The 15,295-nt window shown below is 51.2% G+C and carries 13 protein-coding genes; 2 read left to right on the top strand and 11 right to left on the bottom strand.

Annotated features, from left to right (window positions below; genetic code table 11):
• Positions 1-35 precede the first annotated feature (35 nt).
• From MKY82_RS20560 to MKY82_RS20570, 3 genes are all read right to left on the bottom strand, one after another.
• Complete coding sequence (locus MKY82_RS20560; RefSeq protein WP_339294260.1) at positions 36-1,040, bottom strand: asparaginase; 1,005 nt, start codon at positions 1,038-1,040, stop codon at positions 36-38.
• A 28-nt stretch (positions 1,041-1,068) separates the two neighbouring features.
• Complete coding sequence (locus MKY82_RS20565; RefSeq protein WP_220684710.1) at positions 1,069-2,229, bottom strand: ROK family transcriptional regulator; 1,161 nt, start codon at positions 2,227-2,229, stop codon at positions 1,069-1,071.
• 932 nt (positions 2,230-3,161) lie between these two features.
• A complete protein-coding gene (locus tag MKY82_RS20570) occupies positions 3,162-3,398 on the bottom strand; it encodes a 4Fe-4S binding protein (protein WP_015736133.1) in 237 nt (78 codons plus the stop codon).
• Between the two features lie 292 nt (positions 3,399-3,690).
• Here MKY82_RS20570 and MKY82_RS20575 point away from each other — a divergent pair, with 292 nt between their 5' ends.
• Positions 3,691-4,338: a metalloregulator ArsR/SmtB family transcription factor gene (locus MKY82_RS20575; protein WP_071220311.1), complete on the top strand. Its 648-nt coding sequence runs from the start codon at positions 3,691-3,693 to the stop codon at positions 4,336-4,338.
• A 222-nt stretch (positions 4,339-4,560) separates the two neighbouring features.
• Here the strand turns inward: MKY82_RS20575 and MKY82_RS20580 are convergent, their stop codons facing one another.
• Together MKY82_RS20580 and MKY82_RS20585 are read right to left on the bottom strand one after the other, a co-directional pair.
• Positions 4,561-5,646, bottom strand: coding sequence for a PQQ-dependent sugar dehydrogenase (locus MKY82_RS20580; protein ID WP_194543405.1), 1,086 nt, complete (start codon positions 5,644-5,646; stop codon positions 4,561-4,563).
• A gap of 23 nt (positions 5,647-5,669) precedes the next feature.
• The gene (locus tag MKY82_RS20585; RefSeq protein ID WP_339218138.1) at positions 5,670-7,178 is read right to left on the bottom strand and encodes a UDP-N-acetylmuramoyl-L-alanyl-D-glutamate--2,6-diaminopimelate ligase; all 1,509 of its coding nucleotides are present in this window, start codon (positions 7,176-7,178) and stop codon (positions 5,670-5,672) included.
• 287 nt (positions 7,179-7,465) lie between these two features.
• Between MKY82_RS20585 and MKY82_RS20590 the strand changes: the two genes are divergently transcribed.
• Entirely contained in the window at positions 7,466-8,320 is an 855-nt protein-coding gene (locus MKY82_RS20590) for an SDR family oxidoreductase (RefSeq protein ID WP_339294261.1), read from the top strand.
• 184 nt (positions 8,321-8,504) lie between these two features.
• Here MKY82_RS20590 and MKY82_RS20595 read toward each other — a convergent pair whose 3' ends face one another.
• The 6 genes from MKY82_RS20595 to rhaA all read right to left on the bottom strand — a co-directional run bounded on the left by MKY82_RS20595 (position 8,505) and on the right by rhaA (position 15,200).
• The gene (locus MKY82_RS20595) at positions 8,505-9,245 is read right to left on the bottom strand and encodes an LUD domain-containing protein (protein WP_339294262.1); all 741 of its coding nucleotides are present in this window, start codon (positions 9,243-9,245) and stop codon (positions 8,505-8,507) included.
• Complete coding sequence (locus tag MKY82_RS20600; protein ID WP_339294263.1) at positions 9,238-10,758, bottom strand: LutB/LldF family L-lactate oxidation iron-sulfur protein; 1,521 nt, start codon at positions 10,756-10,758, stop codon at positions 9,238-9,240. Before MKY82_RS20600 ends, MKY82_RS20595 begins: the two co-directional genes overlap by 8 nt.
• Positions 10,745-11,482, bottom strand: coding sequence for a (Fe-S)-binding protein (locus MKY82_RS20605; protein ID WP_194544862.1), 738 nt, complete (start codon positions 11,480-11,482; stop codon positions 10,745-10,747). Before MKY82_RS20605 ends, MKY82_RS20600 begins: the two co-directional genes overlap by 14 nt.
• 105 nt (positions 11,483-11,587) lie before the next feature.
• Positions 11,588-12,364, bottom strand: a complete 777-nt coding sequence (locus MKY82_RS20610; protein WP_071220495.1) for a DeoR/GlpR family DNA-binding transcription regulator — start codon at positions 12,362-12,364, stop codon at positions 11,588-11,590.
• Positions 12,365-12,394: 30 nt separating this feature from the next.
• Positions 12,395-13,864 (bottom strand): rhamnulokinase family protein, encoded by a 1,470-nt coding sequence (locus tag MKY82_RS20615; protein ID WP_339294264.1) that lies wholly within the window; start codon positions 13,862-13,864, stop codon positions 12,395-12,397.
• 70 nt (positions 13,865-13,934) lie between these two features.
• A complete protein-coding gene (gene rhaA, locus MKY82_RS20620; protein WP_339218143.1) occupies positions 13,935-15,200 on the bottom strand; it encodes an L-rhamnose isomerase in 1,266 nt (421 codons plus the stop codon).
• Positions 15,201-15,295: the final 95 nt, after the last annotated feature.

Raw genomic sequence — 15,295 nt, forward strand, 5'->3', positions numbered from 1 at the left:
GAACATCCTGCCGATCGCCTTGAGTTCCTCACAGCTTAAACATTCCATTCGTACACCGCGCGTCGTTTCCCAACCAGCGTGCCGCCATCATTGAAAATCTCATTCGGAACCAGCGCATACAAGCGGTCGATCGTAGACCGATCGCTGTAACCCAGGCGCTCCAGAATAGAAGCGATGATGCATGGCCAGACTTGCTCGGAGCCATCGGACACTTTAAGCGAGATCGCCAAGCGTTCTTTCCGAAGACCGATGCCGTACACGCCCTTGGCGCCGCCCTTGGCAGTCAGATTGTGGTCCCGGAGCAAGGCTGAGCACACAAACTTGGTGTCTGCAATGATATCCGGATACTCATTCATCCGTTTTGCCATTCTGGCAGCTGCTTCCGCCGTCTCTGCGTCCTCGATCAAATCCGGGCAAGCCAGCTTAAGGAAGCTGTATCCGATACGGTCCAGCGGAAGCGCGAAGATGGGAAGGCCACAGCCGTCAATGCCTTGCGGGATCGAGGAAACTGGAACCTCGGCAAAATAAGCCAGCGTCTCAATGATTTCTTGTTGAACCGGATGCTCCTGCTTGTAATACGTGCTCTCATCCCAGCCCATATGCTTACATAGGGCAATCAAGCCGCTGTGCTTGCCCGAGCAGTTATGGAAGATCCGACGCTTGTCCTCATGATCCCGATGGCGCTGCGCCTTGGCATCCTCGTTCAGTGGATAAGTTGCGCAGCAGTGAAGCGCTTCTTCCTGAATCCCGGTTTTCTTCAAAATAGATTCCAGTGCATCAATGTGGAAGCTTTCACCACGGTGGGAAGCGGCAAACAACGCCGTTTCTTCCCCTGTTAGTCCGTACACTTCGTCAATCCGGCGTTTCATCACAGGTATGGCTTGGAACGGCTTAGCCGCCGATCTCAGAAAAGTCATATGATGCGGATCACCCGCTGCGTAAACCACATTACCGTTCTCGTCTACAACACTGATCGCTCCGTAGTGGATGTTCTCCAGTACATTCCCGCGATATTCCTCTACTAATGGCACAAATCCCATGATGTTGCTCCCCCGATCTCCAGATGAATTAATTCAGTTGAAAATAACGATCCTGCGCGACAAGTCCCGATCCGATGATGACCCCATGCTCGTGAAGCTCGGAGCGGACAATCGTAAAGGAATCCTGAAGCGGTTCCCAGATATACTGTGAGTAGCACAGATCGGTGATCTCTTCGTAAACTTCAGGGAACTTGTCCAGGATCTCGCCGCTCAATATGACGCTGTCCGGATTATACATGCTGACGACGTTATTAATCGTAATCGCCATATACGCAAGGGCTCTATCGATTAAATAGGTCGCCCATCGTGTTCCAGCCCGTCTTTCCGCGAACAGTTCCTCAATCGTACGAACGGGTTTAATCTTGCTGGCTTCCGACAACAAGGACGGTATATTGATATAGGTTTGGAGGCAACCGGCTTTTCCGCAGTCGCACATCATACCTTCAGGGTCCACCGTCGTGTGTCCGATTTCCCCTGCGCTGTTGGTCACCCCGCGGTAAATCTCCCCTTCCAGGATCAGTGCTGAGCCTACGCCATTACCGAACCCAAGGAGGACCGTCCGGTTGGAGCCGTATGCCGATCCCTTAAGCTGCTCCGCCAATGCCTTTACCTTCAGCTCATTGTCTACGACCGATTGAAGCCCGGTTAATTCCTTGAGCCTCTCGGCAAGCCTCACATTCTTCCAACCAAGCTGTACCGAGAAATTGACCACGCCGGCATCAACATCGATGATGCCCGGCAGTCCCACGCCAATCCCTACCACCCGTCTGCGATCGATATCGCATTCCGAGATGAGTTCTTCAATGGTGTCCGCAATTCGGGCTACCGTGGCTTCTGCCGTATCCTCCGGCGATCTCGGAAAACTGCCGCTGCACAATACGCTTCCCTGAACATCGATGAATCCAATATTGGCTTGATGGCGATCAAGCTCAACGCCGATCGAGATAACCGCCGTATCCAGCAGTCTTATTAAGGAGGACTTTCTTCCGCGTCCGGCCGAGGCTTGTTCTTCTGTTTCGTGAACGTACCCTTCTTCCGTCAGCTCCGATACGATCCGGCTGACCGTTGTCGGACTCATTCCCGTCTGTTTGGCAATAGCTGCTCTTGAAATCGGCTGTTCGTTCTTGATGATTTGGAATACTGTGAGTCTGTTCTGCCGCTTCATAAAGTCTTGATCATGCTTTTTCATGAAGACATCCCCTATTTAATTTCACCAGTAGATTAATAAGATCATTTTTTCAAATAAAACGATCCGAAATCATCAAAAAACCGTGATTATTATCAAATTTATTATTTTTATTCTCCAGTGATATTAATAATAAAACGTATTTTGTAAATGTGTCAATATATATGACACATTTAAATTATTATTTTTTTATTCCTGGAAATGTAAGTGTTTCACTATTTTGCAAAAGAAATTCAATCTCGTGTATGCATACAAATGACCACGCTACGCGCACAATATGACATCAACTTGACGCAGAATCTTCTAAAATGTAGATAACACCGCCCTTTCAACCCATGAATAAAGCCACCCAAGAAAAGAATGATTGGAACATTCTTCATCCCGGATGGCTTCAAAAGGAGGAAATATGTCATATTTCGGTAGGGTTCTAGGTTTCGGGTGCTTCCTTGGCATGATCCCCCCATAACGAATTAAACCACCCGAGAAATTAATTCGAGGGGGCCTCGAATATCCCGGATGGCTTATGTATAGAGAACACGTATTTTGATTAACACATGAGCGCAGCTTGAACATCGCTCTATTTTCCAACTATTAATGGTAGCCGCTTTTAATTGATCGCATCACATATAGATTTAATTGCTCGTAAGCCTTAAAAATTCTAATTTTTCTTTAAATCTCTTATCTTTAATCTTTTGAACTTTACCACCCAGCGGAGGTTTGAGGATAGCCGATCCTTTGGGAGTCCGTTTCTACCTCGCCTATTTCCATTCCCGAAACGGACGGACAACAGAGCGGATAGACTCAAACCGGAGCGCACGGATCCTTTGGGAGTCCGTTTCTACCTTGCCCATTCCATTCCCGAAACGGACGGACAACAGAGCGGATAGACTCAAACCGGAGCGCACGCTAGACTCAAACCGGAGCGCCCGAGCGCCCTACTTGTTCTTGTAATATTCAACCGCTTTATCGAAATAATGCTTCTGGTCTTCCGGCAGATCCTCAAAATAGAAAATGGCCGCCACTGGACAAGCCGCTTCGCAAGCCCCGCAGGAGATACAAATATCGGTATCGATGTAGAACTGGTCATCTCCTTCTTCAATACAATCCACAGGGCAAACGTCAACGCATTCTCCCGCTTTCTCTTCGATACAAGCTGACCCAATAACATACATCCGTCATTCCACCTTCCCGAGTGTAATAATTAATTCTTTCAATCTTTCGACTGGCTATCATTGCAAAGTCTCGATCTTCATCCATTCCTTGTTTTCTATACTTTTTATACTAAAATATATCGTAATTATGTGGTTAATCATGCCAATTGTCAATAAACCGCGTGATGATCGCCTCAAAAACTGCCATTCCGGTTGACTTATAGAAGGTAAAGACATAAGATGAGACATATTGCTTTTTAACCTTTTTAGTTGAAAAAGAAAGCATTCATCGAGAAACAAGGCGGTGATTATAGTGGATCAAGAAGTCGCATACAGTACCCGCGAGTATATCATGCAAATGTTAAAAATAAATGGTGAACTCAGCACAAAATCCATAACCGAGGCACTGGGAATAACAGGCATGGCCGTCCGGCGCCATCTGGAAAGCTTGAAGAGTGAGGGTTACATCACCTATCGAACCGTGAAACAGCCGATGGGAAGACCCGTCTCCTTATACAGCCTTACGGAATCCGCAGAGGATTTTTTCCCTAAGAACTATCATGCGCTTGCACTCGATCTGCTGAACGAGCTGCAGGATGAGGCCGGTGACGAAATGATTTCACGGCTGTTCGACAAGCGTAAGGATACATTGCTGAACAAGTATACGCCTACGGTGAAAGCCGATGCTCTAGAAGATCGGGTTGCTGCCCTTGCTCAGATTCAGAATGACAACGGATATATGGTGGATTACAAAAAAGTCACCGAGGAAGAATATCTCCTCGAGGAATTGAATTGCCCTATATCCCAGGTAGCCAACCGGTTCCAACACGCATGCCGCTGTGAACTTGACCTGTTTCAATCCTTGCTGGAAGCGGATGTGGAACGCACCGAGTGCCTTGCCAAGGGCGACAAAAAGTGTGTATACCGTATTCGAAAACAAACCGAAGCCAAGCAAACATAATATCTGTTATTGCCACATCAGGCTCCTTCCATACGGGAAGGGGCCTTTTTTGTTAAGAGATGAGAAAGTATAGACTTCGGAGGCTTACCCACCTTATCTCGCAAGAAAAACTTCCGCTATATGCGGTCTGTCTTCTGAGAAAGTACGTCGATAGACGTTTTTCTTAGTGTACTTGTCCTATATCTATTCTCTTAAATCGCAAGACATGTACAATTCTTTGAATTATTTCAGCACCAGCAGTCGATCATCCTGATCGGAAGGCACACCCCGGCCATCCGTATTGTTGGTAATGACATAGGTTTTGCCGTCATGGACTTTGACGTCCCTTAATCTGCCTTCACCTTCCAATACGACCTCAAGCGAGGCGTTCTCCGGCCGAAATTGGTACAACATCTGGCCGCGAAGAGTCGCCACGTACAAACGGTCCTGCTCATCAAAAGCGATGCCGGAAGGTGCGATTGCCGTTTCCCCGCTATGGTAAATCGGGAGCTTCATGCCTTCTAACCTATCATCGCCATAGATCTCGGGCCAGCCGTAATTGCTGCCAGCCGTGATCTCATTAATCTCATCGTGTCCGCCAGGCGTACCTGACGGTCCATGCTCTGAGCTGTACAATTCACCTTCCGAATTCCAGGCCAAGCCCTGCGAATTCCGATGACCTAGCGTATAGACATAAGAGCCTGCAGTCGGATTATCCGGCGGGACCTTGCCATCCAGCGTCAATCGCAAGATTTTGCCTGCTAGACTTTCCTGGTTTTGCGCAAGCTCTCCCTCTCCCGAATCTCCAGTCGTTACGTAGAGCATATCGTCGGGTCCGATTGCAATTCTGCCTCCGTTATGCACATTAGAGCCGGGAATACGCTCCAGGAAGACTTGCGACTCTGTCCATTGATTCCCGTCCTGCTTCAAAAGGACCAACCGGTTCATAACCTTTCCATCCTGATCATAGGTGTGGTAGGCATAGGCCTTGCCGGAATCCTGAAAATCCGGGGCTAACGCAAAGCCCAGGAATCCGCCTTCTCCTTGATGGGCAACCGGCTTCTCCGTTTGTACCGACTGCCTGGTTAATGTGCCATCCTTGATCTGAGCGATGTTTCCTTCCCGCTCGCTGACATATATCGTATCGCCGTCAAAATCGATCGACCAAGGTGTCCTCAACTGCTCTGCAAGCACATGGTACGAGGAATCGATTTTCTCTTCCCGGTGGTCTTCCTGCCTCCCTTCTTCCTTAGCAGGCGGAGACTGTGTACAAGCAGCGAGAAGCAGTATAATCGCGGTTAACGCAGCGCCAAGTCCCTTTCGTTTCATAATCCAGCACCTCCCGGGTAATTTTATAGCTCCGGTGTCATCATCTGGATGCCGTGCTCCATGTCCTGTAATGAACGCATCACAATATCCTCATCGCTAAACGATTCGATCTGGCTGCCTGCTACATAACGGGTCTCATGGCCTCGTCCGGTAATAATGATCCTGTCCTCGTCACCAGCCAATTCCACAGCTCGTTGAATGGCTTCTTTACGGTTCAGGATAACCTCCCAATTCCCTGCCTCATGCGAGGTTAGGCCTCCCAGCATCTCAGCCATAATCTGCTCAGGATCCTCCGAGAACGGATTGTCCGTCGTGAACAACACATAATCCGCATATGAAGCTGCAATGTCCGCCATGATCGGACGTTTTAACCGATCTCTTTCGCCCCGGCAGCCCATCACGCATATCATTTTGCCTGGCGTAATTTCCTTGGCCGATTGCAAAGTTGCCTTAAGTCCATCCGGATTATGCGCATAATCTACAACCACGCGAAATCTTCGTCCCGTTTCTATTTCTTGAAATCGTCCATGAACCCCTGCAAATTGTTGTAGACTTCTGCAGATTTCTTCAAGCGGTATCCCTTCCAGCAAGCAAGTGGTCATGGCGGCAAGCGCGTTATACACGTTGTGAACTCCATGCACCTTCAGACTGAAGTCGCCGTGTCCCCATGGCGTTTCTACATGAAACTTGCAGCCGTCCGGCATATTTTGAATATGCGTTGCCCGAACATCAGCCTCGTTACGAATGCCATAGGTTACGATCTGTGCGGATGTACGTTTTGCATAATAGGATGATGCTTCATCGTCCGCATTCAGGATCGCCTTCTTCAGCATGTCACGATTACTGTTGCCCAGCTGGGTGAACAACAGCTCCTTCGTATTGCGATAGCTCTCCATATTCTGATGAAAGTCCAGATGATCATGCGACAAATTCGTAAAAACCACGGTTTGAAAATCGCATCCGCGCACTCTCCCCATATCCAATCCGTGCGAGGACACCTCCAATACGGCATAGGTTCCGCCATGGGTGACCATCGTGTGAAAATAACGCTGCAGCTGGATCGTATCCGGCGTGGTATTCAGCGTTTTCTCCATATGATCTCCGATCTTCATATACAGTGTGCCAATGATGCCCGTTTTGCGGTGAGCGTCGTTCAGTATCTTTTCTACCATGTGGGTTGTCGTTGTCTTGCCGTTTGTCCCGGTAATTCCGATCAGTTTCAATTGCTGCGTGGGATCTCCGAAAAAGGCGTTTGCGAGAATCGGCAGAATTCTTCTGGTATCCGGTACCGTTATATGTGTAATATTTCCTGGTAGTCCCGGCAGCTCCCGTTCAGCCACAATGGCAACAGCGCCGTTACGTATCGCCTGACGGGCATAGTCATGACCGTCCACGTGAAAGCCTGGAACACAGACGAACAGGCCGCCAGGCCGAATCTCTCTTGAATCTGTATCCAGGTTCGTGATATCCACAGAAGTACTGCCCGTTATCGTCTTAAGAATCAGCCGCTCCGTCAGTGATTTCAGAATCATGTCAGGTTCCTCATCTCGTGATGTAATCAAAATCCCAGGGTCAGGTGGCAGTGTGATATATAAGATGTAGAATTGACGACTATGTATCGTTTTAACCAGCATTTCTTATTAACCTAACCAAGCAAGGGCATTCTGAAACAAGAATGTGATGACTGGAAGTGTTAACCATGTTACGCTGGAAGTAAGCGGTTGCAATTTTTGAAATGGTTGATGCAGCCTGCTGAATATAGGACTCGGGACGAGAACCCGCTCCGTTATTCCATATCTGCTTGAAAGGAGAACCATCGATGGGACCGTTCACGGACGATTTGCTTCAAAATAAAGTTGTATTGATCACAGGAGGCGCCACGGGCCTTGGTCGGGCCATGGGAGAGAAGTTCGCGCAGCTTGGCGCTAAACTCGTCATATGCGGACGCCGGGAGGAAGTTCTTCAGCAGACCGTTGAAGAATTAAAACAGCTAGGCCGCGAGGTATGGTACAAAAGCTGCGACGTACGAGACCCTGCGCAGATATCGGCTCTTGTTGATGCGGCAGAGCAGCATTATGGAGGTATTGACGTACTTGTCAACAACGCAGCCGGGAACTTCATCAGCCCCACCGAGCGCCTCTCTCCTCGGGCTGTAGATGCCGTGCTGAACATCGTGCTGCACGGCACCTTCTACGCAACACTTGAAGTCGGTAAACGCTGGATTGAGCAGGGCAAAAGCGGAACGATGCTCAACATCGTCACAACATATGCTTCAACAGGCTCTGGCTATGTGGTCCCATCTGCAGCCGCAAAAGCGGGCGTGCTTGCGCTGACACGTTCCCTCGCGGTGGAGTGGGCCCCTTACGGGATCCGACAAGTCGCGATCGCCCCGGGTCCATTCCCGACTGAAGGCGCATGGTCAAGATTATCGCCCACGCCGGACTTGGAGCAAAAGATGATCGACCGCATCCCCTTAAAGCGCGTAGGGGATGCAGAGGAATTAGCTAACCTCGCCGCGTTTCTCATCTCCGATTATGCCGGTTATATTAATGGTGACGTGATCACCATCGATGGCGGCGAATGGCTTCAAGGTGCGGGACAATTCAACGACCTGGCGGAAGTGACCCATGAGCAATGGGATCGGCTGGCCGAACTGACACGCAGGGGCAAATAACCCCATACTTAAGAAAACCATTTATCGACGTGCTTCCACAGTTGACAGACTGCATCAGAGGAAACATATCGATTATCAGTTTCACTGCAAACTTATATATTCCCTTATCTAAAATTAGCCCCAAGCCAGTGAGCATGCCGTAACTGCTCTTGCTTGGGGCTAATCCTGTAACCTGTGTTATTCGTTAATTCTCATAGGAATCGACCAGCAGGGCGTACACGATGCCTGGCCCGTGAACGCCAATCGTAAGATCGTTCTCGATATCGGCGGAACGGCTCGGGCCCGAGATGAAATGGATTCCCGCTGGCAGCTGCTCGCGTCCGGCCTGATCAAACTGAACCAGAATCTCGCCTAGTCGGGTAACCATTCGCTCTATTGGAATGATGGCTATCAACACGGTCGGCAGCAGGCTGACCGAACGTCCTTTATGCGGGGCTGATTTCACCGTAATCGAACCGGTGTAAGCCGCAGCATAATCCGCCATGACGACACCAAAATCAGCTCTGGCAGCGACTGCCCTCCAGTTCGTGTCCGCTGCCTCATTCCAGGAGAGAACAAGCGCCTCCGGCAAGCTCTCTTCCAGCCCCAGGCGGTCCAGCGCGTCTTCCTGCTGACGAAGAATCGTAGCCGCACTCATCTCCATCGCTTTGTCCCTAATAAACCGGCTGACCTCTTCGCGGTGGCTCAGCCTTACCACATGGCCTCCTGCCGCTTCAAAGTTGGCGGTAAACTGCGTAATCCTCTTCTCAAGCGGCCACTCAAACTCATTCCAGAAATCGGGGGCACCGCGGAAAGGATGCTCCGGAGCGGTGCGAACCCGGTTTCTGCCCAGCTTCGCGGCAATTCCATCCATGAACTGCTCCTGCTTCTTGCGAGACTGTTCTTCAAGACGGTCCAGCCAGCTGCGATCGTTTTCGTTAGTCATGGGCCTTCTCCCCCTTTCCGAACTTCTGCTGCTGAAGCCGCTCCTTCAATCGGTTGGCGATTTCAGGGTCCATTGTCCCGGAGGTTCCGCGAATATCCTGCTCCATCTCCGGCCATCGGTCACGGAAGGATTGCTTGGGGAGACTTGGGGTTACCCTGTATGAATTCCACCCCTTCAAAGGTCCGATCCGCGTTCGAATCTCCCCGCCTCGAACCACCAATTTCTGGCCCCACTTTCCGAGGGATACCACGCTGCGATAACGCTTGGCATTCCCCATAATCGCCGAGAAGCCCTTCATTCCCATCGCTTCCAGCTTGTCGCCGCGCCCGGCTTCAATCTTCCGGCGGCGCAGGGATACCAGCATATCATGCAGCGGAATCTTCACGGGGCATGCTTCATAACAGGCGCCGCACAGGCTGGATGCGTTGGCAATATCGTCCCATTCCGCGACGTTCTTGTTCAAGGCAGGCGTTAATACGGCACCGATTGGGCCGCTATACGTGCCCCCATAAGCGTGCCCGCCAATATGGCGATATACGGGACAGGCATTCAGGCAGGCGCCGCAGCGTATACAGTTAAGCAGCTCCTGAAATTCGGGGTCCCCGAGCTGAAGAGAACGGCCGTTATCAATGATGATAATATGCATCTCGTCCGGTCCATCGGCATCCAGTTCTCTCTTCGGACCACTGATACCGGACATGTATACTGTCAGCTTCTGACCGGTCGCTGAACGCGGCAGCAAGGTAGCCATGACTTCGAGATCCGCCCATGACGGAATAATCCGCTCCATGCCCATCAGGGTAATCTGTGTCTTTGGCACCGTCGTCACCATGCGGGCATTGCCTTCATTCTCGAACAAAACCATCGAGCCCGTCTCGGCGATCGCAAAATTACACCCCGTCATGCCAATGTCCGCTTCAAGGAATTTCTCTCGCAGCTTCATGCGGACAAAACCTGCCATAATCGCCGTATCGGGCGGCAGTGTTTCGCCTGCCTCTGCGGACAACAGCTCCGCAATTTGGTAACGGTTCTTATGAATGGCCGGAATGATGATATGAGAAGGCGTTTCATCCGCCAGCTGAATAATATACTCCCCGAGATCCGTTTCGACGGCCTCCACTCCGATCGAGTCGAGCGCCTTGTTCAGATGCAGCTCCTCGGACACCATTGATTTTGATTTCACGACGGACTTGGCCGACTTATGCTCTGCGATCTGCAGAGAGATCGCGACCGCCTCTTCCGCCGTCTCCGCAAAATGGACATGGGCTCCGTTCGCCCTGGCCTGCTCAGCAAATTCATTCAAATAATAATCCAGGTGAGCGATAGTATGGAGCCGGATTTGGCGTCCCCGTTCCCTCCACGCATCCCAGTTGCCATGCTCCTCAGACGCAAGCTTTTTGCCGAGCCGCAGCCGCTCTGTCGTAAACTTCACCGCATTGCGCAGAAAATCATTATTGAGAGCGTAACCTGCACGTTCCTTAACCGTTTGCGCTTTCGATTCAGCTGTGCTCATGTACGCTCACCCCCTCATACAACAGCTCGGCCAAATGCTTGACCTGAACCTTCTCGCCCCGGTGTCGCAGATTGCCGGCAATATTCATAAGGCAGGCCATATCGAGACCGACAAGCACGGACGCCTCGGTCTCCAGCACATGATCGCTTTTCTCTGTGACCATCGCCCCCGAAATGTCCGCCATTTTCACGGCAAACGTTCCGCCGAACCCGCAGCAATCCTCGGCGAATGGCAAGGGAACCAGTTCCAGTCCCTTGACTTGGCTAAGCAGTTTCATTGGCTGCTCCTTCACCCCGAGAAGGCGGCTTCCGTGGCAGGATGGATGATAGGTTACCTTGTGCGGATAGACGGCGCCAACATCGGACACGCCCAGCACGTCGACGAGGAATTGCGTAAACTCATAGCATTTGGATTGAAGCGCTTTCGCTTTATCCAAGTATAAGGGATCGTCCTTGAACAAATCCGGATAATGATGAATCATATACGTGCAGGAGCCGGAAGGAGACACAACAAAGTCGCTATCGTCAAAAGCGTCCAGAATCGTCTTGGCACTGATGCGAGCATCATCCCAATAACCACTGTTGTAGGCCGGTTGGCCGCAGCAGGTCTGGATTTCCGGAAATTCAAGCTGCACGCCGTACCTTGCCAGCAATCTTGCCATCGATTCAGCTACCCGCGGGAACAAGGCATCGCTGAGACAAGTGACAAATAATGAAATCTTCAACATTTTCACCCCGCTAATCATCAGGATATGGACCGAAGAATCGGCCTCTAGCAAGAACCCCCCGGAACGGGGGGATTCCATGTTGATATGTTATAGAAACTTGCTCTATACAGATTCGATCTTGATGCCCAATGCTCGATAAGGTGCCGCTTCCTCTTCCGTCAATCTCCGATCGGTAATGATCAGATTCACTTGGGACAGATCGGCAACCTGCGCAAAAGCCTGCGTGCCGAATTTGCTGGCATCGGCGAGCAGAATGGTCTCATCTGTCATTCCGATCATTTTATGCTTGATTCGCGCCTGAAGCTCATTGGATTCGCTAAGGCCCCGCTCGATATGCACACCCTTGCAGGATAGAAAGGCTTTATCCACGTAGTAAGCATCCAGCGAGCGTTCCGCAAGCGGACCTACAAAGGACAGGGAACGATGAGCCAGAATGCCGCCTGTGGAGATCACCTGAACCCTCTCCTTGGTGCTCAGCTCAGCAGCCACCTTAATCGAATTCGTCAGCACGGTAATCGGAATATCCGGTATGATTTTTGCCATGTACCAAGCCGTAGAGCTTGCATCCAGCAGGATGCGATCATTCGGATGGATTCGCTTGACCGCTTCCTCCGCGATCCGCTGCTTCTCCAGCGCATGCATGATTTCCCGCTCAGCATACGGTATTTCCGGCTGCGACCGCTGAATTTCCGGTTGATCCTTCACGCTAACCGCCCCGCCATGGGAACGGCGCAGGCGCCCTGCTTGCTCCAGCCTGTCAAGATCGCGGCGAATCGTTTCTTCCGTTACACCGCAGAGCTGACTCAGCTCAGAGACTCGGATGCTCCCTCTTTCGTTGACCAACTGTACTATTTTCTCATATCGTTCTGCAACCAGCATCATACCGCCCATCCTTACTGTTCGTATATTCTATCTCTTCCCGGTCCGCTGACCGAACACCCCGTAAGCCTCCTCCCATAAGGAAGTTTCCTTCGGCTCGTAGGTCTTGACCGGGAAGGACTCTCTAATGACTGCGCGTGCTTCCCATATATCGGACAGCTCACCTTGCGCGATCCACTGCACGGCCATATTGCCGATGGCACTGCCCTCCGCAGGTCCAGCCCATACGGGTTTCCCTATCGCATTCGCGGTCCACTGGCATAATGTTTCATTATGAATGCCACCGCCCACCATATGCAAGCCCTGAAATTTTTGCCCCGACAATTCCTCGGTCAACTCCAGCACATAACGGTACTGCATGGCCAGGCTCTCCATAATGCAGCGTACAAGAGCGCCTGCATCCTGCGGAACGCTCTGGTTTGTGCGCGCCGCATATTCCACTACACGCTTCGGCATATCTCCGGCTGGGAGGAATATGGGATCATCGGGATCAATAAAACAAGCAAATGCCGGCGCCGCATCCGCCATCTTAACCAATTCGGGATAGGAGTACGTTAACCCTTCTCGTCCCCAGGTCCGCTGACATTCCTGCAGAATCCAAAGTCCCATAATATTCTTGAGCAGTCGGTACGTGTCGTAGGCTCCTCCCTCATTCGTGAAGTTCAGCTCTCTGGCCCGTTCATGAATGACAGGCTGATCGACTTCAGTTCCCATCAGCGACCAGGTACCGCAGCTCAAGTAAGCAAACGAAGGCTCTATAGCCGGAACCGCGACCACGGCGGAAGCCGTATCATGCTCTGCAACCGTATAGAGCGGAATCGGCGGGATCCCCAGCTCCTCCGTGACGGATGATCTCAAAGCCCCAACATGCGTACCGGGTTGAGCCACAGGATGAAATAACTTATGAGGAATATTCAATGATTTCAAGAGATGATCATCCCAGCTTGCCGAAAGCGGGTTATACAGCTGCGTTGTAGTAGCGTTCGTAAATTCATTCGCCATCTCGCCGGTCAAGAAGTAGCGCAGCAAATCGGGAATCATAAGAAAACGCTCGGCTTCTTGAAGCAAGTAGGGCTTCTGACGCTGCAAGGAAGCCAGCTGATAGATCGTGTTGAATGAGAGGAACTGGATCCCCGTCCGATCAAAAATCTCGGCAGGCGGCACATCCCGGAAGACCTGCTCCATCACGCCATCCGTGTGCGTGTCCCGATAATGATACGGATTCATGAGCAGCTCCCCGCTTCGATCCAGAAGTCCGAAATCCACGGCCCAGGAATCAATACCGATGCTCGTCGGCAGGCTATGCTGTCCCTTCAATCGGAGCAAGCCCTGCTTCATCTCGTGGTAGATCCGCAGTATATCCCATTGGAAACGGTCGCCGATTCGAACCGGATCGTTCGGGAACCGGTGAATTTCCGTTACGTCGATGGTTCGGCCGTTCCATTGGCCCAGCATGGCCCTGCCACTGCTTGCGCCCAAATCAAATGCAAGAACGTTCAAGGCTTCCAGCCTCCTTGTCAGATCATAATCAACGATTCAGGCACGAGCCCGAGTGATACCCCGTCTCTTCTCATGCTTGCGTACGTTTCAGCAATACATCCCGTTCATACTGTTTCACTTCGGACAGCCACTCTTCTCTTACAGGTACGCCCATACGTTCGCAGTAATAATCCCACACCGCTCCAAACGGATAGGATTTAAACTCTTCCGTTAACGCCAGGCGGGTCGTGTAATCGCCTTCAAGTTCGGCCTGCTTCAGCCGATCGACAGGTTCCAGCTTGGCACGCAGCAGCGCCTTTATCGTATTTCGGGTACCGATAACCCACGCGGCGATGCGGTTAATGCTGGCATCAAAGAAGTCCAGTCCAATATGGGTAACATCCAGCAGGTTATTGCGCACCAGCTCGCGTCCAATCTCGGTCAGTTCATCATCCATGATGACGACATGGTCGCTGTCCCAGCGCATCGGCCGGCTGACATGAAGGAGAAGTCCATCGGCGAAAAGGGCAAGCGATGACAGTTTGCCGGCAATGCTCTCGGTTGGATGGAAGTGACCCGCATCCAGGCAGATCAGCTTGTTGTTCTGTATGCCGTATCCCATGTAGAACTCGTGCGAACCCACAACGTAAGCCTCTGAGCCCAGTCCGAACAGTTTACTCTCGACGGCATCGAGGTTCCATTGCGGATTAATATCTTCAGCAAAAATCTCATCCAGCGCTTCCTTCAGCCGCTGCCTCGGCGCCATTCGGTCTACCGGCATATCCTTATAACCGTCCGGAACCCAGATATTCGTCACGCAGGTTTGACCCAGCTGTTCGCCGAAGTAAGCCCCGATTCTTCGTGATGCCTTGCAATGCTCAATCCAGAATTGACGGATTGCCGGATCGGGATGACTCAGCGTAAACCCATCCTTCGATTTGTCATGGGAGAAGCAGGTCGGATTAAAATCGAGTCCGATTCCTTGCTCTTTGGCCCAATCCACCCAAGATTGGAAGTGCCTCGGCTCCAGCTGATCCAGATCAACGGTCTCATAGGTATCCGCGTAGATCGCGTGGAGGTTCACCTTGTGGGATCCCGGAATGAGCGACATCGCTTTTTCCAGATCGGCCCGCAACTGTTCCGGCGTTCCTGCAGCGCCTGGATATTCCCCGGTCACGGAGATGCCCCCGGACAGCTCCTGGTCGCGGAACAGGAATCCCCGGACATCGTCTCCTTGCCAGCAGTGAATGGAGATTTTGATGCGTTCAAGTTCCGTCAAAATTTCGTCCACGTTGATGCCATGCTGCCCATAGAGCTTTTTCGCTTCTTCAAAGTTCCTTGCAACATCCTGCCTCATCCCATAACCTCCCATATGATATGGATAGCTAGGTCATCTCTGACCCAGCTTCCCATCTTAATAAGAAATCTTGATTTCTTGCGGTAGATGCGTCA

The sequence above is a fragment of the Paenibacillus sp. FSL W7-1279 genome (genome assembly GCF_037969845.1).
In the GTDB taxonomy this organism is placed as follows: Bacteria; Bacillota; Bacilli; order Paenibacillales; family Paenibacillaceae; genus Paenibacillus_AQ.

Excerpts from the sequence above, each read along its gene's own strand:
- MKY82_RS20600 (WP_339294263.1), bottom strand. The coding sequence starts at position 10,758 with ATGAGCACAGCTGAATCGAAAGCGCAAACGGTTAAGGAACGTGCAGGT.
- MKY82_RS20585 (WP_339218138.1), bottom strand. The coding sequence starts at position 7,178 with ATGATTCTGAAATCACTGACGGAGCGGCTGATTCTTAAGACGATAACG.
- MKY82_RS20565 (WP_220684710.1), bottom strand. The coding sequence starts at position 2,229 with ATGAAAAAGCATGATCAAGACTTTATGAAGCGGCAGAACAGACTCACA.
- MKY82_RS20570 (WP_015736133.1), bottom strand. The coding sequence starts at position 3,398 with ATGTATGTTATTGGGTCAGCTTGTATCGAAGAGAAAGCGGGAGAATGC.
- MKY82_RS20590 (WP_339294261.1), top strand. The coding sequence starts at position 7,466 with ATGGGACCGTTCACGGACGATTTGCTTCAAAATAAAGTTGTATTGATC.
- MKY82_RS20595 (WP_339294262.1), bottom strand. The coding sequence starts at position 9,245 with ATGACTAACGAAAACGATCGCAGCTGGCTGGACCGTCTTGAAGAACAG.
- rhaA (WP_339218143.1), bottom strand. The coding sequence starts at position 15,200 with ATGAGGCAGGATGTTGCAAGGAACTTTGAAGAAGCGAAAAAGCTCTAT.
- MKY82_RS20610 (WP_071220495.1), bottom strand. The coding sequence starts at position 12,364 with ATGCTGGTTGCAGAACGATATGAGAAAATAGTACAGTTGGTCAACGAA.
- MKY82_RS20560 (WP_339294260.1), bottom strand. The coding sequence starts at position 1,040 with ATGGGATTTGTGCCATTAGTAGAGGAATATCGCGGGAATGTACTGGAG.
- MKY82_RS20580 (WP_194543405.1), bottom strand. The coding sequence starts at position 5,646 with ATGAAACGAAAGGGACTTGGCGCTGCGTTAACCGCGATTATACTGCTT.